At 70.0% G+C, this 22,914-nt stretch carries 24 protein-coding genes; 19 read left to right on the top strand and 5 right to left on the bottom strand.

The window, feature by feature from the left end:
• The first annotated feature begins 164 nt into the window (after window positions 1-164).
• From BLR21_RS07960 to BLR21_RS07970, 3 genes are read left to right on the top strand one after another with little or no spacing between them, the layout of a single operon-like run.
• Window positions 165-428, top strand: a complete 264-nt coding sequence (locus BLR21_RS07960; RefSeq protein ID WP_143027651.1) for a hypothetical protein — start codon at window positions 165-167, stop codon at window positions 426-428.
• Window positions 429-434: 6 nt separating this feature from the next.
• The gene (locus BLR21_RS44380; protein ID WP_090005171.1) at window positions 435-3,107 is read left to right on the top strand and encodes a hypothetical protein; all 2,673 of its coding nucleotides are present in this window, start codon (window positions 435-437) and stop codon (window positions 3,105-3,107) included.
• On the top strand, window positions 3,098-3,538 hold the full coding sequence (locus BLR21_RS07970; protein ID WP_090005172.1) for a hypothetical protein: 441 nt from the start codon (window positions 3,098-3,100) through the stop codon (window positions 3,536-3,538). Before BLR21_RS44380 ends, BLR21_RS07970 begins: the two co-directional genes overlap by 10 nt.
• Window positions 3,539-3,570: 32 nt before the next feature.
• Here the strand turns inward: BLR21_RS07970 and BLR21_RS07975 are convergent, their stop codons facing one another.
• Together BLR21_RS07975 and BLR21_RS07980 are read right to left on the bottom strand one after the other, a co-directional pair.
• Window positions 3,571-4,206 (bottom strand): hypothetical protein, encoded by a 636-nt coding sequence (locus BLR21_RS07975; RefSeq protein ID WP_143027652.1) that lies wholly within the window; start codon window positions 4,204-4,206, stop codon window positions 3,571-3,573.
• A gap of 10 nt (window positions 4,207-4,216) precedes the next feature.
• Complete coding sequence (locus BLR21_RS07980; protein WP_090005177.1) at window positions 4,217-5,044, bottom strand: dienelactone hydrolase family protein; 828 nt, start codon at window positions 5,042-5,044, stop codon at window positions 4,217-4,219.
• A 134-nt stretch (window positions 5,045-5,178) separates the two neighbouring features.
• Here BLR21_RS07980 and glmS point away from each other — a divergent pair, with 134 nt between their 5' ends.
• The 9 genes from glmS (at window position 5,179) to tsaD (ending at window position 13,750) form a co-directional block, all read left to right on the top strand.
• A complete protein-coding gene (gene glmS, locus BLR21_RS07985; protein ID WP_090005179.1) occupies window positions 5,179-7,038 on the top strand; it encodes a glutamine--fructose-6-phosphate transaminase (isomerizing) in 1,860 nt (619 codons plus the stop codon).
• The gene (locus tag BLR21_RS07990) at window positions 7,039-8,469 is read left to right on the top strand and encodes an NAD(P)H-hydrate dehydratase (RefSeq protein ID WP_090005181.1); all 1,431 of its coding nucleotides are present in this window, start codon (window positions 7,039-7,041) and stop codon (window positions 8,467-8,469) included.
• 50 nt (window positions 8,470-8,519) lie between these two features.
• Complete coding sequence (gene alr, locus BLR21_RS07995) at window positions 8,520-9,605, top strand: alanine racemase (protein ID WP_090005182.1); 1,086 nt, start codon at window positions 8,520-8,522, stop codon at window positions 9,603-9,605.
• On the top strand, window positions 9,602-10,699 hold the full coding sequence (locus tag BLR21_RS08000) for an alpha/beta fold hydrolase (RefSeq protein ID WP_176929534.1): 1,098 nt from the start codon (window positions 9,602-9,604) through the stop codon (window positions 10,697-10,699). The genes alr and BLR21_RS08000 overlap by 4 nt, the downstream gene beginning before the upstream one ends.
• Complete coding sequence (tsaE, locus tag BLR21_RS08005; RefSeq protein WP_036015380.1) at window positions 10,696-11,157, top strand: tRNA (adenosine(37)-N6)-threonylcarbamoyltransferase complex ATPase subunit type 1 TsaE; 462 nt, start codon at window positions 10,696-10,698, stop codon at window positions 11,155-11,157. The genes BLR21_RS08000 and tsaE overlap by 4 nt, the downstream gene beginning before the upstream one ends.
• Window positions 11,158-11,220: 63 nt before the next feature.
• The gene (locus BLR21_RS08010; protein ID WP_090005186.1) at window positions 11,221-11,535 is read left to right on the top strand and encodes a hypothetical protein; all 315 of its coding nucleotides are present in this window, start codon (window positions 11,221-11,223) and stop codon (window positions 11,533-11,535) included.
• 31 nt (window positions 11,536-11,566) lie between these two features.
• Window positions 11,567-12,247 (top strand): tRNA (adenosine(37)-N6)-threonylcarbamoyltransferase complex dimerization subunit type 1 TsaB, encoded by a 681-nt coding sequence (gene tsaB, locus BLR21_RS08015; protein ID WP_090005188.1) that lies wholly within the window; start codon window positions 11,567-11,569, stop codon window positions 12,245-12,247.
• Complete coding sequence (gene rimI / locus BLR21_RS08020) at window positions 12,244-12,702, top strand: ribosomal protein S18-alanine N-acetyltransferase (RefSeq protein WP_090005189.1); 459 nt, start codon at window positions 12,244-12,246, stop codon at window positions 12,700-12,702. The genes tsaB and rimI overlap by 4 nt, the downstream gene beginning before the upstream one ends.
• The gene (gene tsaD, locus BLR21_RS08025) at window positions 12,695-13,750 is read left to right on the top strand and encodes a tRNA (adenosine(37)-N6)-threonylcarbamoyltransferase complex transferase subunit TsaD (RefSeq protein ID WP_090005192.1); all 1,056 of its coding nucleotides are present in this window, start codon (window positions 12,695-12,697) and stop codon (window positions 13,748-13,750) included. Before rimI ends, tsaD begins: the two co-directional genes overlap by 8 nt.
• Here tsaD and BLR21_RS08030 read toward each other — a convergent pair whose 3' ends face one another.
• Entirely contained in the window at window positions 13,751-15,256 is a 1,506-nt protein-coding gene (locus BLR21_RS08030; protein ID WP_090005194.1) for an alkaline phosphatase D family protein, read from the bottom strand.
• A gap of 175 nt (window positions 15,257-15,431) precedes the next feature.
• Here BLR21_RS08030 and groES point away from each other — a divergent pair, with 175 nt between their 5' ends.
• A complete protein-coding gene (gene groES, locus BLR21_RS08035) occupies window positions 15,432-15,725 on the top strand; it encodes a co-chaperone GroES (protein ID WP_030478362.1) in 294 nt (97 codons plus the stop codon).
• Between the two features lie 84 nt (window positions 15,726-15,809).
• The gene (groL, locus tag BLR21_RS08040) at window positions 15,810-17,435 is read left to right on the top strand and encodes a chaperonin GroEL (protein ID WP_090005195.1); all 1,626 of its coding nucleotides are present in this window, start codon (window positions 15,810-15,812) and stop codon (window positions 17,433-17,435) included.
• 115 nt (window positions 17,436-17,550) lie between these two features.
• Here the strand turns inward: groL and BLR21_RS08045 are convergent, their stop codons facing one another.
• Complete coding sequence (locus tag BLR21_RS08045) at window positions 17,551-17,847, bottom strand: WhiB family transcriptional regulator (protein WP_090005197.1); 297 nt, start codon at window positions 17,845-17,847, stop codon at window positions 17,551-17,553.
• Between the two features lie 180 nt (window positions 17,848-18,027).
• Between BLR21_RS08045 and BLR21_RS08050 the strand changes: the two genes are divergently transcribed.
• The 5 genes from BLR21_RS08050 to BLR21_RS08070 all read left to right on the top strand — a co-directional run bounded on the left by BLR21_RS08050 (window position 18,028) and on the right by BLR21_RS08070 (window position 22,407).
• The gene (locus BLR21_RS08050; RefSeq protein WP_176929567.1) at window positions 18,028-18,966 is read left to right on the top strand and encodes a MerR family transcriptional regulator; all 939 of its coding nucleotides are present in this window, start codon (window positions 18,028-18,030) and stop codon (window positions 18,964-18,966) included.
• 88 nt (window positions 18,967-19,054) lie between these two features.
• The gene (locus BLR21_RS08055; protein WP_090005201.1) at window positions 19,055-19,951 is read left to right on the top strand and encodes a hypothetical protein; all 897 of its coding nucleotides are present in this window, start codon (window positions 19,055-19,057) and stop codon (window positions 19,949-19,951) included.
• 81 nt (window positions 19,952-20,032) lie between these two features.
• Entirely contained in the window at window positions 20,033-20,629 is a 597-nt protein-coding gene (locus tag BLR21_RS08060) for a response regulator transcription factor (RefSeq protein WP_030471988.1), read from the top strand.
• 308 nt (window positions 20,630-20,937) lie between these two features.
• A complete protein-coding gene (locus BLR21_RS08065) occupies window positions 20,938-21,510 on the top strand; it encodes a sigma-70 family RNA polymerase sigma factor (RefSeq protein WP_090005203.1) in 573 nt (190 codons plus the stop codon).
• Window positions 21,511-22,407 (top strand): anti-sigma-D factor RsdA, encoded by an 897-nt coding sequence (locus tag BLR21_RS08070; RefSeq protein WP_090005204.1) that lies wholly within the window; start codon window positions 21,511-21,513, stop codon window positions 22,405-22,407.
• Window positions 22,408-22,525: 118 nt separating this feature from the next.
• On the opposite strand, the gene BLR21_RS08075 is transcribed toward BLR21_RS08070, so the two are convergent.
• Window positions 22,526-22,909, bottom strand: a complete 384-nt coding sequence (locus tag BLR21_RS08075) for a DUF5319 domain-containing protein (RefSeq protein ID WP_030478368.1) — start codon at window positions 22,907-22,909, stop codon at window positions 22,526-22,528.
• Between the last annotated feature and the right edge of the window lie 5 nt (window positions 22,910-22,914).

The raw sequence follows: 22,914 nt of genomic DNA on the forward strand, positions 1-22,914 counted from the left end.
TTGCGCCGGATGGCTGTTTACTAAGGCAACCGACATCACGGAGCTCCGGTCACCGGGTGATCCGAGCTGGCACTGTATGGCGGAACCCGATGAGACCGAACTGCGTCAGATCGGGGACAAGGGGAGGCGAGCGAATGTCCGGGTTCGGCGTACAGTCCGGCGATTTGACCAAGACGGCGGGGACGTACGAGGCAGAGGGATCGGCACTGATCCAGATGAAGCCCTCGGTCGTACCAGGCGTGGCCGCCGGGCAGGTCGGCCGCAAGTTCCAGGCCGTCGCCCCGACGTACAAGACGTTCTTCGACAAGTTCGGTACGAGCCTGGAGAAGTTCGGCAAAGAGGCGACCGGCATCGCCACGCGCCTGAAGGACGTCGCCAAGACGTACGAGTCGAACGAGGCGCAGACCTCGAGCCAGTACAAGGGGTAACGAGTCGTGGCGGATCAGACCGAGATCAAGAAGCTCCTCGACGACCCGAACGTCACGCCGGAGACCAAGAAGCAACTCGTGCGCGCCCTCGCCGGCGCCGGCGCTCCCCAGGAAGAGGTCGAGCGCTACGGCAAGGCGAACGGGGTGGACGTCCCGGACGACCCGAGCGTGGGCGATCACGTGGTGGGCGCGGTGCTCGCGCCGTTGACGCTGGGCTTCAGCGCGTCCAACAACGTCCGCAAGGAGATCGAGCACGGCGCCTTCACGATGGAGGGCGAGGACGCGGACAAGCTCGTCAAGAAGGCGGGCGAGGAGCGCGAGCTCGGTGCTACCCAGAAGGTCCTGAACGAGCAGGGTGACGTTCCGAACAGCAACACGCTGCTCGACGCCGGCGCCCCCGGTCTGCGGTTCTTCGAGAAGTTCATCCCGGTCTACGCCAAGGCCGCGCAGGCCTGCGGTCACCAGGGTGCCGCGCCGAACCTGCAGGGCGACATCTACCGCAAGTACGACGAGGTCCGCGACATCGACTTCGCGAAGTTCCGCGAGGACGCGCACAAGCTCACCGAGAACGTCAAGAAGGCGGAGGCGCACGACAACGCGCTGGGCACCGCCTGGAACGGGCTCGGCTCCTGGGAGGGTCCGGCGGCGGAGGCCGCACGCGGCTACCAGACCAAGTTCGCCGGCACCTCGAAGACGTTCGTGCAGCAGGCGGGCACGGCCCCCGGTGTGATCACCGGCGGCGTGACCACCATGCAGAAGCACGTCAAGGACTTCGCGCAGCAGATCCACGACCAGTACTCGGAGAAGTGCGGCGGTCTGACGGTCGAGGAGGCCGAGACCGCGATCCGCCACGCGAACGGCGACCTCTTCGAGAACGACGGCGGTGTCCTCGACTGGCTCGTCGGCGTGCCGGACAAGCTCTTCGGCGCCGTGACCGGTGCGATCTGTGGCGGTCCGCTGGGTCTGCTCGCGGGCCTGGGCTGGGGCGGCTGGATCTCCAGCACCCGCGACAACATCATCAACAACGCCAAGCAGAAGCTGAAGGCGCTCTGCGAGGAGTTCGACGGCAAGAAGAAGGCGTTCGACGGCTACTGCCAGGCCGTGCATACCGGTGTCCAGAGCGACTACGACGCGATGTTCAAGGGCCTCGAGGCGGCGTTCGGCAACGACCCGTTCGGGAAGGTCGGCGACCCGCCCCCGTTCACCGAGCAGGGCGGCGGCCGCAAGCCCGTCGACAACGGCGGCGGTGGCGGCGGCGGCAGCCCGAGTGGTGGCGGCGGTCCGAGTGGTGGCGGCGGTGGCACGCCGGAGATCCCGAAGCCGGAGAACCCGCTCGACAAGGACGGTGACGGCAAGCCGGACGTCCCCGGTGACACCGACGGCGACGGCAAGCCCGACGACCTCGACGGTGACGGCAAGCCCGACCAGCCGAAGCCCGAGGAAGAGCTCGAGACCGTCACGGTCACGGCCGGCGACAACACGATCAAGGTCACGGAGCCCGACTCGAACGGGCACGTGAAGATGACGATCGACACGCCGAAGGGCGAGCCGAAGACCTACGACCTGGACTTCAGCAAGAACCCCGAGGCCGCCAAGGCCCTGATGGGGCAGAACGGCACGCAGGCCATCACCAACATGGCCAACCAGCTCACCGCCTCGAACCCGGCTGCGGGCGCGCAGGCTCCCGCCGCCGGTGGCGCCCCCATGGCCGGTGGCACCCCGGCACCCGGTGGCATGGCCCCTGGTGAGGGCCCGCTCGGTTCGGAGTCGAACCCCATCCCCGTCGAGGTAGGCGAGGACGGCAAGATCCACATCGAGCAGGACGGCGTCAACTTCACCGCCGAGGTCAACGCCGACACCGGCGAGATCAACCTGACCGCGGACGACGGCGACGGCACGCCCGACAAGATCGGCGTGAGCTTCGGCGAGGACGAGAACCCCGCCGCGCAGACTCCTGGATCCGAGTCCGGTCCCGGCGGGGGCGGCTCCGACGGCGCCAGGCTCGAGGACGGCCTGCGCACCCCGGAGGCCGACTTCCCGGAGCCCGTCACGACGCTGCCGGCCGATGCCGACTTCCAGCCGATGCCGGCGCCCGCCGGTGAGCAGGTCTGGAGCTCGCCGGGGGAGGCCGCGCCGAACGTGGCCGAGCGCTTCCAGGACTCGATGGCCCGCAGCTACATCGAGGACAACGGCATCATGCCGAGTCTCGGTGAGCCCAGGATCTCCGCGGAGAACCCGCAGTTCGCCCAGGCAGCGGACAGCACGACGACCTCCGGCGTCTCGTTCACCGGCGGCGGCAGCGAGTCCGTGCTCGGCAGTTCGAACGCCGACAGCGCGTGGAGCAGCCCGAACTCGAGCGACAGCAACGGCGGCTCGTTCAACACGAACCCCTCCGAAGCGGGCCAGCCGGGCGCGGCGAACCTGCCGTCCATGCAGGACGCCGGCGGTCAGGCGCCGAGCGGTGCCGCCTCCGGCGGCATGATGGGTGGCGGCGGCATGATGGGCGGCGGCATGGCCGGCGCCGGAGCAGGCGGCCAGCAGGGCGGCGACTCCGAGCGCGGGGCCAGCCAGTGGCGCACCACGGGCACGTTGTTCGACGACGACAACAGCAACCCGTTGAGCGCCATGCAGACCACGCTGGGCGAAGACCGAGGAGAGGCCGCCAACCCATGGCGATGATCGGGGAAGTGGACCCGCGCGTCCAGGCACTGTACGACGACAACCTGGCCAAGACCCGCCGCGCCACCGCCGAGGTCTCGGCCGAGCTCAAGGCGGGCCAGGACAAGGTCGCCGCCGACATCGCGGCGCGCGAGGACAAGCACAAGCGCGACCTCACCGAGGCCCGCGAGAGCGCCGAGAACCTCGTCAAGCAGGGCGAGAAGCAGCAACCGCGCAAGCCGCAGTGGGAACGCCCCGAGCGCGGCACGGGCGAGATGGCGTTCGGGCCGGAGGACGACGACGGCTACGCACCGGCACCCCAGGCGGCCACTCCGCCGCCTCCGCCCGTGGCTCCCGCCCCGGTCGCGCCACCGCCTCCGCCGGCCCGCCCGCGGCGTGCGGCGCCGGTGGACGACGATGACGACCTGAGCGGCCAGACCTGGCTGAGCTGACCGGTCTCCAGGGCTTCATGCGGAGCCCGAGATCAGCGCGGCGGGCCGTAGCCCGGTGGCGGCGGACCCTGCGGCGGGCCGTAGCCGGGAGGCGGCTGCTGGGGCTGTCCGTAGCCGGGCGGCGGCGCCTGCTGCGGGAACCCGCCCTGCGGATGGCCGGCGGCGGGCTTCAGGGCGTTGGTCACGGGCGGCAGGATCGCGAGGGCCCCGACGACCAAGGTCAACCCGGCCGCGACGTAGGTGTCGCTGGTGCCGCTCCAACCGAGCTGGTCGTAGTAGAAGAAGTGGCATCCGGCGGCGAGCAGGCCCAGCAGGACCGCACCGGCGACGAGGAACGCGCCGGGCATCTTGCGCAGGACGATCAGCAACGCGCCGAAGATCAGCACCGCCGCCGTGAGCAGCTTGAGCACCATGTCGGCGATGCTCAACGGGACCAGCAGGTCGCCGTTGCCGCCGGTCGTCGCCAGCAGCCTCGCGACGACGTCCGGTTCCGACTCGTGCGGGCGCTTGATGATGATCCTCATGACCCCGAGGACCGCCCAGTACACGGCGACTCCACCTGCGCCTACCGCCGCGATGATCGCCATCGCGAAGTTCCCGCGCTTCGGTGGCGGTGGACCCCACTGCTGCTGCGGCTGTTGCTGCTGCCAGCCCTGATTCGGCATCACGCCGAGCAACCTAGCGGCTGCGCAGGGCTTCCCGCTGGAAGGCCAGGTTCGCGTTCTTCAGGTCACTGTCCAGCAGTTCGTCGTACGTGCGCTCGCCGGTCAGCACGCGCAGCAGGAACGCGGTGACGAACGCGCGGCCGAGCTTGTGCGATCCGCGTTCCGCACTGCCGTCCAGCATGAGATCGCTCCAATGCCTGCCCTCGGTGAAGCCGAGGTGCGAGGCCTTGGGCAGCAGCCGCAGTTGCACGGGGCCGCCCCACGCGGACGCGATCGCCTCGGCGTGGCCGACCGGTGGTGCGATGCGGTCCTCGCCCGCCGCGAGGTGCAGGCCGGGCGCGCGTACGTCGCGGGCCGCGTCCAGTGCCGAGGGACGCGTCTCCGTTGCGGCCAAAGTCACAACGGCGCGGACGCGGTCCGCGGTGGACGCTGCCAGCACGGCCGCGCCGCCGCCCATCGAGTGTCCGGCCAGCGCGAGCCGGGCCGGGTCGACGCTGATCTCCCCGGTGCCGAGTCGCACGCCGGTGCAGATGTCCAATGTGGTCAGCAGGTTCGCCGCCAGCACTCGTGACGACAGCAGCAGCCCGCGTTCCACGGCCGGTGCCGCGGCGACCACGCCCCAGGACGCCAGGTGCCGCAAAAGGCCGTGGTAGCGCCGTACAGGCTGCATCCAGCCGTGTCCGAACGCGACGGCGGGCAGACCGAGGCCGGACTGCGGCGCGAAGATCACGCCCGGCAGGCCGACGAGCGCTAGGTCGCCGCGCAGCACGGGGTGCGGGCCGGGCCTGCTGAGCTGCTCGAGGGCCTGTTTCGCGGTCAGCGTGATCACGCGGCGAGCCATGCCGTGAACCGTAGTCGATCCTGTCGTCCGCACCACACCCGAGATTGGTCTACACCATACGTGCGTTTGACCAGCGCAAACAGAGCACTCTCACTCATTAGGGTTAGCAGCGTGGTCTAGCTAGTCTGTTTCCCGTGTGCGGAATCGTGGGATACGTGGGTCACCAGTCGGCGCTCGACGTCGTGCTGGACGGGTTGAGGCGCCTCGAATACCGGGGTTACGACTCAGCGGGCGTCGCGGTCGTGACAGGCGACGACCTCGCCGTCGAACGCAAGGCCGGACGGCTGCAGAACCTGGAGACGAGGCTCGACGAGGTGGGCCGCGAGAACTTCGTGGGCACCGTCGGCATGGGCCACACCCGGTGGGCGACGCACGGCGCGCCGATCGACAAGAACTCGCACCCGCACCGCGACGCCACGAACCGCGTCGCCGTGGTGCACAACGGCATCATCGAGAACTTCCTCGCGCTGCGCGCCGAACTCGAAGGCCTCGGCGTCGAGATGGCGTCCGACACCGACACCGAGACGGTCGCGCACCTCGTGGCGTTCGCCTACGCCGAGGGCGACACGAAGGGTGACCTGCCTGCCAGCGTGCGCAAGATCGCCCGCCGGCTCGAGGGCGCGTTCACGCTCGTGATCACGCACGCCGACGAGCCCGACCAGGTCGTCGCCGCGCGCCGCAACTCGCCGCTGGTCGTCGGCGTCGGCGAGAACGAGTACTTCGTCGCGAGCGACGTGGCCGCGTTCATCGCGCACACCAAGGAAGCCGTCGAGCTGGGTCAGGACCAGATGGTCGTGCTGACCCGCGACGGTTACGAGGTCACCGACTTCGACGGCGAGGTCGCGCAGGCCAAGCCGTTCACGGTCAACTGGGACCTCAGCGCCGCCGAGAAGGGCGGCCACGAGTACTTCATGCTCAAGGAGATCGAGGAGCAGCCGGAGGCGCTGGCGAACACGCTGCGCGGCCACTTCGCGAACGGCCGGATCGTCCTCGACGAGCAGCGCCTCTCCGACCAGGACCTGCGTGACGTCGACAAGGTCTTCGTCATCGCCTGCGGCAGCGCGTACCACTCCGGTCTCGTCGCGAAGTACGCGATCGAGCACTGGACCCGCCTGCCCGTCGAGGTCGAGCTGGCCTCCGAGTTCCGCTACCGCGACCCGGTGCTCGACCGCGACACGCTCGTCGTCGCCGTCTCGCAGTCCGGCGAGACCGCGGACACGCTGGAAGCCGTGCGCCACGCACGCGCGCAGAAGGCCCGCGTCCTGGCCGTCTGCAACACCAACGGCGCGCAGATCCCGCGCGAGTCCGACGCCGTCCTCTACACGCACGCCGGTCCGGAGATCGGTGTCGCGTCGACGAAGGCGTTCCTCGCCCAGATCGCCGCGAACTACCTGGTGGGCCTGGCCCTGGCGCAGGCCCGCGGCACCAAGTACCCGGACGAGGTCGCCCGCGAGTTCCACGAGCTGGAGGCCATGCCCGAGGCCGTGCGGCGCGTGCTCGGCACGACCGAGCAGGTCCGTGCGCTCGGCCGTGAGCTCGCCGACTCGAAGGCGGTGCTGTTCCTCGGCCGCCACGTCGGCTACCCGGTGGCACTGGAAGGCGCGCTCAAGCTCAAGGAGCTCGCCTACATGCACGCCGAGGGCTTCGCGGCCGGCGAGCTCAAGCACGGCCCGATCGCGCTGATCGAGGAGAACCTCCCGGTCGTCGTGGTCATGCCGTCGCCGAAGGGCCGTGCCGTCCTGCACTCGAAGCTGGTGTCGAACATCAGCGAGATCCAGGCCCGCGGCGCCCGCACGATCGTGATCGCGGAGGAGGGCGACGAGACGGTGCGCCCGTTCGCGGACCACCTGATCGAGATCCCGGCCGTCCCGACGCTGCTGCAGCCGCTCATCTCGACCGTGCCGCTGCAGATCCTCGCGGCGGAGATCGCGAAGAGCCGCGGCTACGACGTCGACAAGCCTCGCAACCTGGCGAAGTCCGTTACCGTCGAGTGAGTGAGAGGCGTCTGGCACACCGAACGCGTCAAGGCCGCTGAAGAGGAGCTCATGGCGGTCGTCCCGCCGGGCTCCTTGATGCGCAAGGCCGCGTTCGGTGTGGCCACCCACGCCCTCAGGCTTCTGTCCGGACGTCGCCGCGTCACGTTGCTCGTCGGTGCGGGCAACAACGGCGGCGACGCCCTGTGGGCCGGTTACTTCCTGCGCCGCAGGGGAGTCGCCGTGTCCGCAGTGTTGCTCGACCCGGCCAAGGCCCACGCCGAAGGCCTCACCGCCTTCCGTCGCGCCGGTGGCCGGATCGTCTCCGAGGTCGGCAGCCCTGATCTCGTGATCGACGGCATCGTCGGCCTGTCCGCGCGCGGCCCGTTGCGCCCGGCAGCCGCCGCTCTGGTCGAGAGCGTGAAGGTCCCGATCCTCGCGGTGGACCTGCCGTCCGGCATTGGCCCGGACACCGGCGAGATCTCCGGCCCGCACGTGCAGGCGCACACCACCGTCACGTTCGGTTGCCTGAAGCCGGTGCACGCGCTGGCCGACTGCGGTGACGTGCACCTGGTGGACATCGGTCTGCGGCCGGTGGACCCCGACTTCGTGCTGCTCGACCGCGCGGACATCGCCTGGCCGGTGCCGGGCCCGTCCGACGACAAGTACACCCAGGGCGTCACGGGAGTGGCGGCCGGCAGCACCACCTATCCCGGCGCCGCGGTGCTCTCGACCGGCGCCGCCGTGCTCGCGACGTCGGGCATGGTCCGCTACGCCGGTCCGGCCGCCGACGCCATCCGCGCCCGCTGGCCCGAGACGATCTGCACCGGCTCGATCACCGACGCCGGCCGCGTCCAGGCCTGGGTCGTCGGCCCCGGCATGGGCACCGGCAGTTCGTCCGCGGGGGTCCTGCGCTTCGTGCTGAACGCCGGTGTGCCGGTGATCGCCGACGCGGACGCCATCACGCTGCTCGCCTCGACCCCGTCGCTCTGGGACGCCCGCGACCCCGACGCCGCCCTCGTGCTGACCCCGCACGACCGCGAGTTCGAACGCCTGGCCGGCCCGGTCGGCGCGGACCGCGTCGCGGCGGCTCGCAAAGCCGCGCAGCGGTTCAACGCCGTGGTGCTGCTCAAAGGCCATCGGACCGTCGTGGCGGCGCCGGACGGACGGGCGCTGGTCAACTCGGCGACGTCGTCCTGGCCGGCGACGGCCGGATCGGGCGACGTCCTGTCCGGCATCATCGGCGCGCTGCTGGCCGGTGGCGTGGACCCGTTCCTGGCGGCGGGCTACGCGGCGTACGCGCACGTGCTGGCCGCCGAACTGGGCGCGAGCGGTGCTCCGGTGCCCGCGTCGGGGCTGCTGAAGGCGATCCCGGACGCGCTCCGGACGATCTTGTCGGTGCCGTCTGGGAGAATTAAGTCAGGGGACCCCCTGGAGGGGACCCCTGCGTGAGCGCTCGCTCACACTCTTGAGCTGCGTGCTCATGGCACGATGAACGGGTTATGGCCCGTTCAGAAGTTGTCGTCGACCTAGGCGCGCTGCGGCACAACGTCGCCCTGCTCGCCGGTCTGGCCCCTGCCTCCGAGACGATGGCGGTCGTCAAGGCGGACGGCTACGGCCACGGCGCGGTGCAGGTCGCCCGTGCCGCCCTCGAAGCCGGCGCCACCTGGCTCGGTTCGTGCTCGACGCAGGAAGCCCTCGCGTTGCGGGCGGCGGGCATCCAGGCCCCGATCCTGGCCTGGCTCGACGCCCCGGACGAGGACCTGGCGGCCGGTCTCGCGGCCGACGTGGACATGTCCGTGGCGTCGCTGTCCGACCTGCGCCGCGTCGAGCAGGCCGCGCTGGAGGCCGACGCACGGCCGCGGCTCCACCTCAAGATCGACACCGGGCTGAGCCGCAACGGCTGCCAGCCCCAGGACTGGCCCGAGCTCGTCGAGGCCGCGAAGCGACACGAGGTCGTGGCCATCTGGTCGCACCTCGCGTCCGCGGACGAGATCGGCGACCCGTCCGTCGACCTGCAGGCCAAGCGGTTCGACGACGCCTACGAGGTCGCGAAGGCCGCCGGTCTCGACCCGAAACGGCACATCGCCAACTCGGCGGCCCTGCTGACCAGGCCCGATCTGCACTTCGACATCGTCAGGCCCGGCATCGCGATCTACGGGCTGAACCCGGTGCCGACCGATCACGACCTCAGGCCGGTCATGAGCTTCCGGTCGCACGTGGCGCTCACGAAACGTATCCCCGCAGGCGAGTCGGTCTCCTACGGGATGACATGGACAGCGACGACCGACACGACGCTGGCACTGGTGCCGGCGGGGTATGCGGACGGTGTCCCGAGGGCGCTCTCCGGCCGGATGGAGGTGCTCCTTTCCGGGAGGCGCCGCCCGGTGGTCGGCCGTGTCTGCATGGACCAGATCGTCGTGGACTGCGGGGACGACGAGATCGCGGAGGGTGCCGAGGTCGTCCTGTTCGGCGACGGGCGCCGGGGGGAGCCGACGGCGACGGAGTGGGCGGAGCTGACCGGGACGATCGACTACGAGATCGTCTGCGGGATGTACCGGCCGCGGGTGCGGAGGATCTACACGTGAAGCCGGTGTGGAAGGTCGTCGGATGGGTCGGTGGCGCGCTCGGTGCCGCCGTCGCCGGTGCGGCCGTGGCGCAGACCGCGAAGGTCTCGCACGAGCGCAAGACCGCGACCGACAGCCTCGCTGACGAGCCGTTGGGCCGGCTGAGGCCCGATCGCGAGTCGACGGTGGCCGCCGAGGACGGCGTGCCGATCTCCGTCGAGGAGGTCGACCCGGCGGACGGCGGAGAGCCGGACATCACCGTCGTGCTGGTGCACGGGTTCGCGCTGGACCGCCGCTGCTTCCACTTCCAGCGCCGCGACCTCGCCGAGCTGATCGACCCCCGCGTCCACCAGGTGCTCTACGACCAGCGCGGCCACGGCCGTTCCGGGAAGTCCTCCGCCGAGCACAGCACGATCGACCAGCTCGCGCTCGACCTCGACTCGGTGCTCCGCGCGGTCGTGCCGGAGGGCCCGCTGGTGCTCGTCGGCCACTCCATGGGCGGCATGACGATCATGGCGCTGGCCGAGAAGCATCCCGAGCTCTTCGAGGAACGGGTGCGCGGTGTCGCGTTGGTCGGCACGGCCGCCGGTGCCGTGGGCGGCGCGGGACTGCCGAAGTCCGTGCTGTCGCGGTACAACCCGGTGACGCTCGGCGTCGGCCGGCTCGCGGGCATCCAGCCGGGGTTCGTGGAGTGGGTTCGCAAGGGCACGAAGACCCTGACGTGGAGCGGCATCCGCGCGCTGGCGTTCGGCGACCGGAAGGTCGCACCGTCCCTTGTGGACCTGATGGAGCAGATGATCAACGGGACGACGGTGCAGGTGCTCACCGAGTTCCTGGAGACCCTCGGCACGCACGACCGCTACAAGGCACTGGCCGGACTGCGGCACTGCGAGGTGCTGATCCTGAGCGGTGACGCGGACAAGCTCACGCCGTTCTCGCACGCCGAGCGGATGGCCGAGGAGATGCCGCACGCCACCCTCGTGCGGGCCCCCGGTGCCGGGCACATGGTGATGATGGAGCAGGCTGATCTCGTCAACGACCACCTGGTCGCGCTCGTCGAACGCTGCGCGGCCGATCGCGGAGAGAGTCGGAAGAAGTGGTGGCGCCGAGCGTGAAGACCGTCGAACTGCCCCTGGTGGAGGACACCGAGGAGTTCGGCCGCAAGCTGGGTGAAGTGGTGCGGGCGGGCGACCTGCTGCTGCTCGCCGGGCCGTTGGGAGCAGGCAAGACGGCGCTGGTCCGCGGGCTCGCGCGCGGCCTCGGCGTGCAGGGCCGGGTGTCCTCGCCGACGTTCGTCGTCGCCCGCGTGCACGAGCCCGCCGAGGACGGCAGGGGCGTGCGGCTGGTGCACGTCGACGCGTACCGGCTCGGGGGTCACCTGGACGAGCTGGACGATCTCGACCTGGACACGGACCTCGTCGACGCCGTGGTCGCCGTCGAGTGGGGCGAGGGCGTCGCGGAACGCCTGAGCGAAGATCATCTGCTGATCCGCCTCGAACGCGGAATCGACGACGTTCGCACGGCTCAGCTGATCCCGCACGGCGAGTGGGGCGCACGTAACCTGCCTGTGTGACGTTGTCCGGCGCATCGGATGACGTCCATTAAGGACGGACCGGGACGGGCCGATGGGACGCGCATGATCAACAAGCCGGCTCTGGCGACTGCTGTCATCGGTGGCGTCATGCTCGCGGCCACGGCTTCCGTCTCCGCCGGTCAGCACGACCACCATGACCTCTGTGCCGCGCCGTGGCAGTGGAACGGCCCGCTCTCGCTGCTGCACGAGGGCCACACCTCCGGTTACGCCGCGTGCAACGACAACCATGCCGGCGGTCGCTCGGACATCAGCGTGCTGGACGACGCCTGTGTCGCGCCGTGGCAGTGGATCCGTCCGGTGGAGATCTTCACGGTCGACCAGCCCTACGTCGCCTGCAATGGCGACTCGGCCGGATAACCCACACGACCTCGTACTACTCTGGACAACCGTGCTAGTGCTCGCCGTCGACACGGCCACCCCCGCAGTCACCGCCGGTGTGGTCGAACTCGTGCCCGACTCCCCGCCGCGCCTGCTCGCGAAGCGGGTGACGCTCAACGCCAAGGCGCACGGCGAGCTGCTCACCCCGCACATCACCGACGCACTCGCGGAAGCCGGGAAGACCTTCCAGGACCTCGACGCGATCGTCGTCGGCGCCGGCCCTGGGCCGTTCACCGGCCTGCGGGTCGGTCTCGCCACCGCCGCCGCGCTCGGCCAGGCGCTCAACCGCCCGGTCTACCCGGTCGCCACCCCGGACGCACTCGCCAAGGACGCCGCCAGCGGCCACCCGCTGCTCGTCGCGACCGACGCGCGGCGCAAGGAGGTCTACTGGGCCGCCTACGACGCCGCCGGTCGCCGTACGGACGGCCCGCACGTCGAGCGCCCGCAGGATCTCGCCGCGAAGCTGCCGGCGCTGGGCGTGCACCAGGCCACGGGTGAGGGTGCCGAGATCTACGCCGACGTCCTCGGCTTGGAGCTCCTCCAAGCGAAGCACCCGAGCCCGGAGGGCCTGGTCGCTGCCGCGGCCGCCGAGGTGCTCGCCAAGGCCCGCCCGGCCGCGCTCACCCCGCTCTACCTGCGCCGTCCCGACGCCGTCGAGCCCACCGGGCGCAAGAGGGTGACCAGGGCATGACCACCGGCACCGTCACGCTCGCGCCGCTGCGGCACGCCGACGTGCCCAGGTGCCACGAGATCGAGCTGGCGTTGTTCCCCGGTGACGACCCGTGGAGCGAGAACGCGTTCCGCAGCGAGCTCGACCACGGCAACTACTACATCGGCGCGTACGCCGACGACGAGCTGATCGGGTACGCCGGGCTCGCCGCCGGCGAGTACGAGGCCAGCGTGCACACGATCGCCGTCGTCGGGCACTGGCAGGGCAGGGGTGTCGGCAAGACGCTGCTGAGGGACCTGCTGGCGCGCGTCGACGAGATCAACGTGCCGGTCTACCTCGAGGTCCGCACGGACAACGAGCCCGCGATCGCCCTGTACCTGGCGCACGGCTTCGAACGCCTCGGCCTGCGCCGCCGCTACTACCAGCCGTCGGGTGCCGACGCGTACACGATGGGAAGGCCTGCTCACAGTGTCTGATCGCCTGATCCTCGGTATCGAGAGCTCGTGCGACGAGACGGGCTTCGGGATCGTCCGCCTCGGTCCGGACGGCTCGCTCGAACTGCTCGCCGACGAGGTCGCCTCCAGCGTCGAGGAGCACGCCCGCTTCGGCGGCGTCGTGCCGGAGGTCGCCTCCCGCGCCCACCTCGAAGCGCTGGTCCCGACCATGCGCCGCGCGCTCGACACCGCGAAGGTCGAGCTCTCCCAGATCCACTCCATCGCCGTCACCGCCGGACCGGGCCTGGCCGGCGCGTTGCTGGTCGGCGTGTCCGCCGCGAAGGCGTACGCGGCCGCGCTCGGCAAGCCGCTCTACGGCGTGAACCACCTCGCGGGTCACGTGGCCGCGGACACGCTGCAGCACGGCCCGTTGCCACAGCGCTGTCTCGCGCTGCTGGTCTCCGGCGGCCACTCGCAGCTGCTGCTGATCGAGGGCGGCCTGGCGAACTCGATCACCGAGATCGGGTCCACCGTGGACGACGCGGCCGGCGAGGCGTACGACAAGGTGGCGCGGCTGCTCGACCTGCCGTACCCCGGCGGCCCGCCCATCGACAAGCTCGCCAAGCAGGGCAACGGCTGCGCGATCGCGTTCCCGCGCGGCCTCACCGGCCCGCGCGACGCGAAGTACGACTTCTCGTTCTCCGGCCTGAAGACCTCGGTCGCCCGCTGGGTCGAACGTGCCGAGCGCGCCGGCGAGGAGATCCCGCTGGCCGACGTCGCCGCGTCGTTCCAGGAGGCCGTCGCGGACGTGCTGACCGCCAAGGCGATCCGTGCCGCGAAGGACCTGGACGTCGGCACGCTGGTCATCTCCGGTGGCGTCGCGGCGAACTCCCGCCTGAGCGGCCTCGCCGCCGAGCGTTGCGCCGAGGCCGGCATCGAGCTGCGCGTGCCGCGGCCACGGCTGTGCACCGACAACGGCGCGATGATCGCCGCACTCGGCGCCCACCTGGTCGCGGCGGGCGCCAAGCCGTCCCCGATGGACCTCTCGACCACGCCCGGTCTGCCCGTCGGCACGGTGCAGATCGTCTGATCAGATGTGGTGGAGGCCCGGTACCCGGTCCTCCACCACGAACGACGCCTTAGTGGAGACCGGAGAGCCGGGCATCGTCACGTAGTCGAGGCCGCGGAAGTCCGTGCGCAGCTCATCGGGCGTGAACCTGGTGAGCGTGTAACCGCGCCGGTTGTTGAAGTACTTCACGTGCGGGTTCTCGCGCAGCCACAGCGGTGTCTCGGCGTACTCCTCCGAGCCGTCGCCACCGGCCGTGATCGAGGTGGTGACGAGTTCGGTGGCGAGCGTCTTCGACGACGGGTCGTTCCAGCGTTCCTTGACCTCCGCACCCCACGCCGCGTGCACGTCCCCGGTCAGCACGATCGGGTTCCGGACGTCCGCGAACCCGGCCACGACCCGGTCCCGGTCGGCCACGTAGCCGTCCCACGCGTCCAGCAGGAACTTGTCGACCTCGCCGGGGATGTAGTCGTACTGCGAGAAGAACACCTGCTGCCCGAGCACGTCCCAGCGCGCCCGTGAGCCGCGGAAGCCGTCGAACAGCCAGTCCTCCTGCGCGGCGCCGAGCATCGTGCGGGACGGTTCCAGCCGTTCGGGGCAGAGTTGCAGCCCGTCGCCGCAGGCCTGGTCGGTCCGGTACTGGCGGGTGTCGAGCATGTGGAACGTCGCGAGCGACCCCCAGCCGATCCGCCGGTACAGCCTTGGTGACCTGCGCAGGGGCATGTTCTCGTAGTAGGCCTGGATGGCCGCGGCCCTGCGCGCGGGGAAGTTCGGCTGGGGCTTGTCCGGCAGCAGTCCCGCCCAGTTGTTGTCGATCTCGTGGTCGTCCCAGATCACCGTCCAGGGCGCCACGGCGTGTGCCTGCTGCAGGTCGGGGTCGATCTTGTACTGCGCCTGCCGCCGCCGGTAGCCCGCGAGCGTCGTGGTGGTCGGGCCCTCGACGTGCCGGACGTTGCCGCTCGGGGCGACGTGGATGCCGCTCTCGTACTCGTAGGTGTAGTCGCCGAGGTGCAGCACCAGGTCGGGCTCGTCCTCCGCGAGCCTGCGATACGCCGTGAAGTAGCCGTGCTCGTACTGCGCGCACGACGCGAAGGCCATCGTCAGCGGTACCTGCAACGAGCCAGGAGAGGGCGCCGTGCGCGTACGGCCCGTCCGCGAGAGGTGGTTGAGGGCCTTGAAGCGGTAGAAGTACTCGCGGCCGGGCTCCAGCCCGACGAGTTCCACGTGGACGCTGTGCGCCTGTTCCGGTCGAGCCGTGGTGGAGCCGCGCTGCACGATTCGGGTGAAACGTTCGTCCTCGGCGACCTGCCACGCCACGTCGATCGGACGGGCCGGCATCCCTCCCAGGCCGTCCTCCGCGAGCGGTTCGACGGCCAGCCGCGTCCACAGGACCACCCCGTCGGGTGCCGGGTCGCCCGAGGCCACGCCGAGTGTGAAAGGGTCGCTCGGCCGGGCCGATGCGGTGACCGAGAACGCTGTGACTCCGGCCACGCCCGCGAGCAGCAGCGTTCGGCGCGTCAACGAGGACATGCCCTGAATACGGCTCCCGGATGGTGATCGGTTCGGGGGTCTCGTTGAAGGCTTGGCACTCTCATGGGTAGAGTGCCAATTGCACGGCACCAGCACCGCCCCGACCCCCGCGACGGCGGGGTGGCAGGAGCCGTTAAACAAACGAACCTGCCAACGACCCGTGGAGGTCATCCCGGTGAGCGTGAACATCAAGCCGCTTGAGGACAAGATCGTCGTCCAGGCCTCCGAGGCTGAGACGACGACCGCCTCCGGCCTCGTGATCCCGGACACCGCGAAGGAGAAGCCCCAGGAGGGCAAGGTCCTCGCGGTGGGCCCCGGCCGCATCGACGACAAGGGCAACCGCGTCCCGCTGGACGTGGCCGTCGGCGACGTCGTCATCTACTCGAAGTACGGCGGCACCGAGGTCAAGTACAACGGCGAGGAGTACTTGATCCTCTCCGCCCGCGACGTGCTGGCCGTCGTCAACTAAGACGCTCGGCTGTCATGCCTGACGCCCCGGCGCCCCAACCGGGGTGTCCGGGGCGTTTCGCTACCCAGAGAGGCTTTGAGTCAAATGCCCAAGCAGATCAGCTTCGACGAGGACGCTCGTCGGGCGCTCGAGCGCGGCGTGAACAAGCTCGCGGACACGGTCAAGGTCACCCTTGGCCCGCGCGGGCGCCACGTCGTCCTCGACAAGAAGTTCGGTGGCCCGACGGTCACCAACGACGGTGTCACCATCGCTCGCGAGATCGAGCTGGACGACCCGTTCGAGAACCTCGGTGCTCAGCTCGCCAAGTCGGTCGCCACCAAGACCAACGACGTCGCGGGTGACGGCACCACCACCGCCACCGTGCTGGCGCAGGCGCTGGTCAAGGAAGGCCTGCGCAACATCGCCGCGGGTGCGAACCCGACCGCGCTCGGCCGTGGCATCCAGGCCGCCTCCGACGCCGTCGTGGACGCGCTCAAGGCCAAGGCCACCCCGGTCAAGGGCCGCGAGAACATCGCGCAGGTCGGCACGGTCTCGTCGCGTGACGAGTCCATCGGCGCCCTGCTCGGCGAGGCCATCGAGCGCGTCGGCGAGGACGGTGTCATCACCGTCGAGGAGTCGTCCACGCTCGCGACCGAGCTCGTGATCACCGAGGGCGTGCAGTTCGACAAGGGCTACGTGTCGACGCACTTCTCGACCGACCTCGAGGCGCAGGAGGCCGTCTACGAAGACGTCCGCATCCTGCTGCACCGCGAGAAGATCTCGGCCCTGGCCGACGTACTCCCGATCCTCGAGAAGGTCGCGGAGTCCGGCAAGCCGCTGCTGATCGTCGCCGAGGACGTCGAGGGCGAGGCCCTGTCCACGCTGGTGGTCAACGCGGTGCGCAAGACCCTGAAGGTCGTCGCCGTGAAGGCGCCGTTCTTCGGTGACCGCCGCAAGGCGTTCCTCGACGACCTCGCGGTCGTCACCGGCGGCGAGGTGATCTCCTCGGAGATCGGCCTGAAGCTGTCCGAGACCACGCTCGAGCAGCTGGGTTCCGCCCGCCGCGTCGTCGTGACCAAGGACGACACCACGATCGTCGACGGTGGCGGCACCAAGGCCGACATCGCCGGCCGCGCGGAGCAGCTGCGCCGCGAGATCGAGGCCACGGACTCCGACTGGGACCGCGAGAAGCTCCAGGAGCGCCTCGCGAAGCTCTCCGGCGGCATCGCCGTGATCAAGGTCGGCGCCGCCACCGAGACCGAGCTCAAGGAGCGCAAGCACCGCATCGAGGATGCGGTCGCCGCCACCAAGGCAGCGGTCGAGGAGGGCATCGTCCCCGGCGGTGGCTCCGCTCTCGTGCACGGCGCGAAGGTGCTCGACGGCGGCCTCGGCCTGTCCGGTGACGAGGCCACGGGTGTCGCGCTCGTCGCGAAGGCCCTGTCCGCGCCGCTGTTCTGGATCGCCGCGAACGCCGGCCTCGAAGGCGCCGTCGTGGTGAACAAGGTCCGCGAGGGCGAGTGGGGCTTCGGCATCAACGCGGCCACGCTGGAGTTCGGTGACCTGCTCGAGCAGGGCATCATCGACCCGGTCAAGGTCACGCGTTCCGCCGTGGCGAACGCCGCGTCCATCGCGCGCATGGTGCTCACGACCGAGAGCGCCATCGTCGAGAAGAAGGCGGACGAGCCCGCTTCCGCCGGTGGCCACGGCCACGGCCACGGGCACGGCCACTGAGTTCTCTGCCGCTGCTCTGGACGACCGGCGCGAACTCGCGGGTGTGAACACGCAGTTTTGAGTCAAACAAAGCCGGGTCGGCACCAAACGAATGGTGCCGACCCGGTTTTGTCGTTCAGACTATTGCCAATTGTCGCTTTCGTGCCTTGATGATGTGGTCGCGCTCCGCTTCCGAGAGCCCGCCCCAGATTCCATACGGTTCCTGCACTGCCAGCGCGTGTTTGCGGCACATCTCCAGCACCGGGCAGGCGAGGCAGACAGCCTTGGCGCGAGCTTCCCGGCGAGATCTCGCCGGGCCCCGTTCACCGTCGGGGTGGAAGAAGAACGCGCTGTCCATGCCCCGGCACGAACCGCGCATCTGCCAGTCCCACAGGTCTGCGTTGGGACCGGGGAGCCTTCGGGTGTCCGCCATCGAGACCGCCTCCGTGACGACTGCTCCATTCGGCTTAACGATGATCCACCGTAGAACCGCGTCAAAACTTGTTCAAGAGGCTGAAGACCCAAATCAACTGATGGGTGACGGCACGCGTGTTCGATCACTCACCCCCCGGAGTTGCCGACCGGATGAGGTGAACGGAACATGGCTCTCGTGATGACACAGCCGGAGCAGAGATCTGCCGGTGGTCACACGAGTGAGCCCCTTCTCTCAGTGGCCGCGGTGGCCAGGCGACTCGGCGTGGCTCCCGCCACCCTTCGCACCTGGGACCGCCGCTACGGACTAGGCCCGACCGGCCACACCATGGGCCGGCACCGGAAATACGGGCCACCCGACGTGGCCCGTCTCGAATTGATGCAGCGCGCTCTTCTCCGTGGTGCGTCGTCCGCCGAAGCGGCCCGTTTCGCGCTCGACTCGAAATCGTCGATGACACACGGAGTGGTTCCCGTCGCACCATCGGGTGGACGTGGACTGAAAATGCCCGGAGCGTCTCGATTGGCGCGCGGACTGGGCCGCGCCGCGGTAGCGATGGACTCCATCGCGGTGCAGGAAATGCTCGCCGACTCCCTGGCGTCCGACGGGGTGATCGCCACCTGGAACGAGGTGGTGCGCCCCGTGCTGACGGCCGTCGCCGCACGCTGGCAGCTCTCCGGGACCGGCGTCGAGGTCGAGCACCTGCTGAACGAGTGCGTGCTCGCGGCGTTCGTACGCGCCACACCGCTCGTCACACTCGGGCGCAACCATCGGCCCGTGCTCTTGGCGTGCATGCCGGAGGAGAGGCACAACCTTCCGCTCTACCCGTTGGCCGCGGAACTCGCGCAGCGCGGCGTCGTCGTCCGGCAGTTGGGGGCGGCGCTGCCGGTGGACGCGCTGGCCGTCGCCGTACGCCGCACCGCCCCCTCCGCGGTGGTGCTGTGGGCGCAGCTGCCCCGCTACGCCGATCCGGGGGTGATCTCCGCGCTGCCGCGGACCCGGCAGCAGGTGCGGGTGTTCGTGGGAGGGCCGGGGTGGCGGCGGGGCGTGGTGACGGCGCCGGCGGAGCGCGTGGAGGACCTGGCTGCCGCGGTGGACGCGGTCGAGGCCGCCGTCACCTGACGCTGTCTCGCTAGAGGCCTCCCGCCTCACGCCCGCGCCGACTGCCCACCACCGCCGCGCCCACCACCTGGCGGGCACACTCCTCACCGTGACCGAAGACGAGCTGCGCCGAGCCGCGTTCGGCGACTCACCCGACCTCGACGTCTGGCCCGCCCTCTCGGCACCCAATGCCCGAACCAGGTGGCTAGCGGCGGTAGTCCTGGGCGGTCAGGGCCACTACGCGGCCGCCGCCACCGTCCTGGACGCGCTCTGTCACGACCCCGACCCGGTCGTGGCATCCCTGTCTCTCTCGACTCGCGCGTCGCACCACCGTCAGCTAGGGGCCCATCACCTCGCCCGCCCCCTCGACGGCGCCGCCCTCGCGCGCGTCCAGCCGGCAGGCGAGAGCGACCCCGACGGGATCGACGCCGCGGGCGCCCGGACGGACGCTCTGCTCGGCCTCGCCGCTGATTCGCTCGGTGCCCAACGCCTGAACGAGGCCCGCAGGTTGCTCGCACGAGTTGAGACGCGCTCGTGGCGGAGTGAGGTCCGCAAGGGCTGGGTATCCGCTGAGATTGAGCTGGCGGACGGTCGCGCGCATGCCGCCGTCGCACCCGCGGAGGCGGCGTACGGCGTAGCGACGAGCAGAAAGGCGCTGCGGCACGAGCTCAAGTCGGCACTCGTTCTGGGCACCTCGTTGGTCGTGTGGGGGACCCCCGACGGCCTGAACCGCGGAGTTGAACTGGTCGGGTGTGAGCTAAATCACAGTGCGGCGAAGGGACTTCATCCGTTGATCTGGCCGAGCGCTCTTGTTCTGGTGGGCCATGCCCCCACGGTGGGCGCAGTCGTCATCGACCGGGCGACGGAGGCTCTGAGCTGCGTGTTACGCAGAGCTGATCCCGTCAGCCGACAGGTCGCCCTTGATTCCCCGTGGGTGCCGACCGGGCTGCTCCGTTCCGGGGAACCCCCGAACGCAGACCCTCAGGCGAACTTCTTGACGGATTAAGCACCGGATCGTGTCAAGGTTGGGCCGCGAGCGTCCGATAGGGGAGATGGAACGTCACTCGGCTGCAGGAAAGGAGTCCCCGTGACCACGGTCCTTATTTGCGACGACCGGCGCAGTGTGCGGGAGGGTCTCACCCGCGTGATGTCGGCTGTCCCCGGGGTTAGCCGCATCGACTGCGTAGCGCACGGTGACGAGTTGTTGGCTCGCTTTTCAAGGCAGCCGGTCGACGTCGTCCTGGTGGGAACCCAGCGCGCCGTCCCGACCGGGGTTGAAGCAACCCGTCGGCTCGTCTCTGCGAATCCGCAGGCAAACGTCATCGTCTTCGGCGCACCCGACGACGCCGGGAGCATCGCCGCGGCGATCGCCGGCGGTGCCCGCGGCTACCTGAGGTGGGACGCGTCGCGTCCCGAGCTTGTGGCAGCCCTCGCGCACACGCTCGCCAGCACCTCGGTGCCGGCGCCTCGTCAGCCCTCCGACCCCGGCGTGCAGCTCACGGAGCGCGAGCTCCAGGTGCTGCGTGGCATGAGCCAGGGCAAGAGCAACGGCCAGATCGGCCGCGAGCTCTACCTGTCGGAGGACACGGTGAAGACGCACGCACGTCGCCTCTTCCGCAAGCTCGGTGTGCGTGACCGCGCTCAGGCGGTCGCACACGGCTTCCGGCGAGGCCTCGTTCAGTAGTCGCTCTTGCCGCACCGGCCCCGCATCCTCATATGCCGCATGTGGGGAAGCGGGGCCGGTGGCGTGAGACGGCTCACCCAGGCATCCGGTGAGTCCTCAGGTAGCGCGTTTAGCCCAGCCCGGTGACAATGTCGCCGGGCTGTAATCCGTTCGGGCGTGTCCGCTGTTCACTCGGGGTGTCCATACCCCACCTATGAACAGAACGCCTGAAGACCGGTACGGTGAAGCTGCTGCAACGGGTCGCTGTGAGTGACCCGTGCTGTTTCATGTCGGTACGCCAACAAGTAACACCAGGGCTGTTGTCTGCGATGACCAACTTGGGGGACGGACTGGACGCCGAAGTGGGCGCGGCCGTCGAAGGCGACCGCCAGGCGATCGAACGCCTGCTGGCCTCCATTCGTCCTCTCGTGGTGCGGTACTGCCGCGCCAGAGTTGGCAGGCAGGAGCGAAGCTTCGCTTCGGCGGACGATGTGGCCCAGGAGGTGTGTCTCGCGGTGCTCACGGCATTGCCCAGCTACCGCGATCAGGGTCGGCCCTTCCTCGCGTTCGTCTACGGGATCGCGGCTCACAAGGTGGCCGACGCACATCGGTCTGCCGCCAGGAACCGCTCCGAGCCCGTTCCCGAAGTTCCCGACGCGCCGGAGACCGAAGCTGGTCCGGAGCAGCGGGCGATGCAGGGAGAACTCTCCGGCCGGATGGCTGTGTTGTTGCGTGTCCTGCCGGAGAAGCAGCGGGAGATCCTGCTGTTGAGGGTGGTGGTCGGACTCTCCGCCGAGGAAACAGCCGAGGCGGTCGGTTCGACGCCGGGTGCGGTCCGGGTGGCGCAACATCGTGCGCTGGCTCGGCTCCGCAAATCGCTGGCAGCGGAGGAGGTGGTCTGAGTGGCCGACGAACACGGAAAGGACGACGAGGAAGTGCGCGGACAGGACGATAGAGCCCCGCACGAACCCGTCGCCGACGATCTTTCGGCTGTACAGGCCGATGACAGGCTGCTGGACGCACTGGGGTCGGCGACTCCGGGCGTGGCCGGCTCCCTGGGCGACGACGACCTGAACGCGTTGCTGCTCGCATGGCGCAACGAGGTGGAGACGGAGCCGTTCGGCGAGCTCGTCGACACCGACACCGCCATCGCCACGATCCAGGCTGCCCGCCCGCAGCCGGTGAGCAGGCACCGCTTCCTGATCCCGCTGGCCAGTGCCGCGGCGGTCCTGGCCATCGCCTTCACCGGCGTGAGCCTCGTCGCCCGTGACGCCCAGCCCGGCGACGCGCTCTGGGGTCTCACGCGAGTGCTCTACTCCGAGCACGCGAAGTCGATCGAAGCTGCGGCCATCATCAGCGGTGACCTCGAGTCGGCCCGCCTCGCCCTGCGCGAGGGCAAGGTCAACGAGGCCCGCGAGAAGCTGGACAAGATCGGCGCAAGCCTCGACTCGGTCTCCACCGCCGACGGCAAGCAGCAGCTCGAGGAGAAGCACAAGGAGCTCGAAAAGGAGCTCGACACCAACACCTCGACCGCGCCGCCCACCTCGACGCTCCCGCCGGTGACGCAGCCGAGCCAGTCCTCGCAGCCGTCGACCACGCCGTCGGCGCCGTCGACCGAGCCGTCGACCACCCAGCCGTCCACGCCGCCGTCGTCGGAGACCCCCGCGCCGCCGACGTCGAACGGCGAGGAGAACCCGCCGCCTCCGCCGCCGCCGGATCCCGGTGCGGAGAACCCGGGGTCGACCGGTACGAACGGTGAGTCCACCGGGCAGTCGGTCGGGACCACCGGCTCCAACTGAGACGCAGTGTGAACGGCCCCTGATCTTTCGAGGTCAGGGGCCGTTCACATGCTCAGGCGTTCACACGTCAGGTGGAATGTGACCGGGGTGCGTCCGACCTCACAACCGTGCCGCGAGATCAGCGGGCCGACTCGGTGGCCGTCACGCCGTCCGCGTACCCCCGGCAGTACTCCCAGCTCACGTAGGCGCCGGGGTTCGGATCGAAGGCCGGCTCGTGCGGGCGCATGCGGCCGTCGACGAGCAGCTGCTCCAGTGAGGCTCGCAACAGTGCCCAGTCGTGGTAGTGCGGTTCCTGGCACTCGCCGCAGTCCACGACGATGCCCCGGACGCCTCTGTGTTCGAGCAGCGCCTGGTAGACGGCGAGGTCGGCCAGGTCGCTGACCAGCTCTGTTCGCTCGTCTTCAGCCATCGGGGGATGGTCGTGGTCGGGCTCGCCCAGAGAGAGTGCGGGGTCTTCTGGGTCGCCTTCGAAGGGGTCTGGTGGCAACGCGTCGTGCGGCACGACCC

The sequence above is a fragment of the Lentzea albidocapillata subsp. violacea genome (assembly GCF_900100275.1).
Taxonomy (GTDB): Bacteria; Actinomycetota; Actinomycetes; order Mycobacteriales; family Pseudonocardiaceae; genus Lentzea; species Lentzea violacea.

What these genes read in the sequence shown, in the direction of transcription:
- BLR21_RS08045 (WP_090005197.1), bottom strand. Translation starts at nt 17,847, where the DNA reads ATGGCGGACACCCGAAGGCTCCCCGGTCCCAACGCAGACCTGTGGGAC.
- groL (WP_090005195.1), top strand. Translation starts at nt 15,810, where the DNA reads ATGCCCAAGCAGATCAGCTTCGACGAGGACGCTCGTCGGGCGCTCGAG.
- BLR21_RS07970 (WP_090005172.1), top strand. Translation starts at nt 3,098, where the DNA reads ATGGCGATGATCGGGGAAGTGGACCCGCGCGTCCAGGCACTGTACGAC.
- alr (WP_090005182.1), top strand. Translation starts at nt 8,520, where the DNA reads ATGGCCCGTTCAGAAGTTGTCGTCGACCTAGGCGCGCTGCGGCACAAC.
- BLR21_RS07980 (WP_090005177.1), bottom strand. Translation starts at nt 5,044, where the DNA reads ATGGCTCGCCGCGTGATCACGCTGACCGCGAAACAGGCCCTCGAGCAG.
- BLR21_RS08065 (WP_090005203.1), top strand. Translation starts at nt 20,938, where the DNA reads ATGACCAACTTGGGGGACGGACTGGACGCCGAAGTGGGCGCGGCCGTC.
- BLR21_RS08030 (WP_090005194.1), bottom strand. Translation starts at nt 15,256, where the DNA reads ATGTCCTCGTTGACGCGCCGAACGCTGCTGCTCGCGGGCGTGGCCGGA.
- BLR21_RS08050 (WP_176929567.1), top strand. Translation starts at nt 18,028, where the DNA reads ATGACACAGCCGGAGCAGAGATCTGCCGGTGGTCACACGAGTGAGCCC.
- rimI (WP_090005189.1), top strand. Translation starts at nt 12,244, where the DNA reads ATGACCACCGGCACCGTCACGCTCGCGCCGCTGCGGCACGCCGACGTG.
- BLR21_RS08010 (WP_090005186.1), top strand. Translation starts at nt 11,221, where the DNA reads ATGATCAACAAGCCGGCTCTGGCGACTGCTGTCATCGGTGGCGTCATG.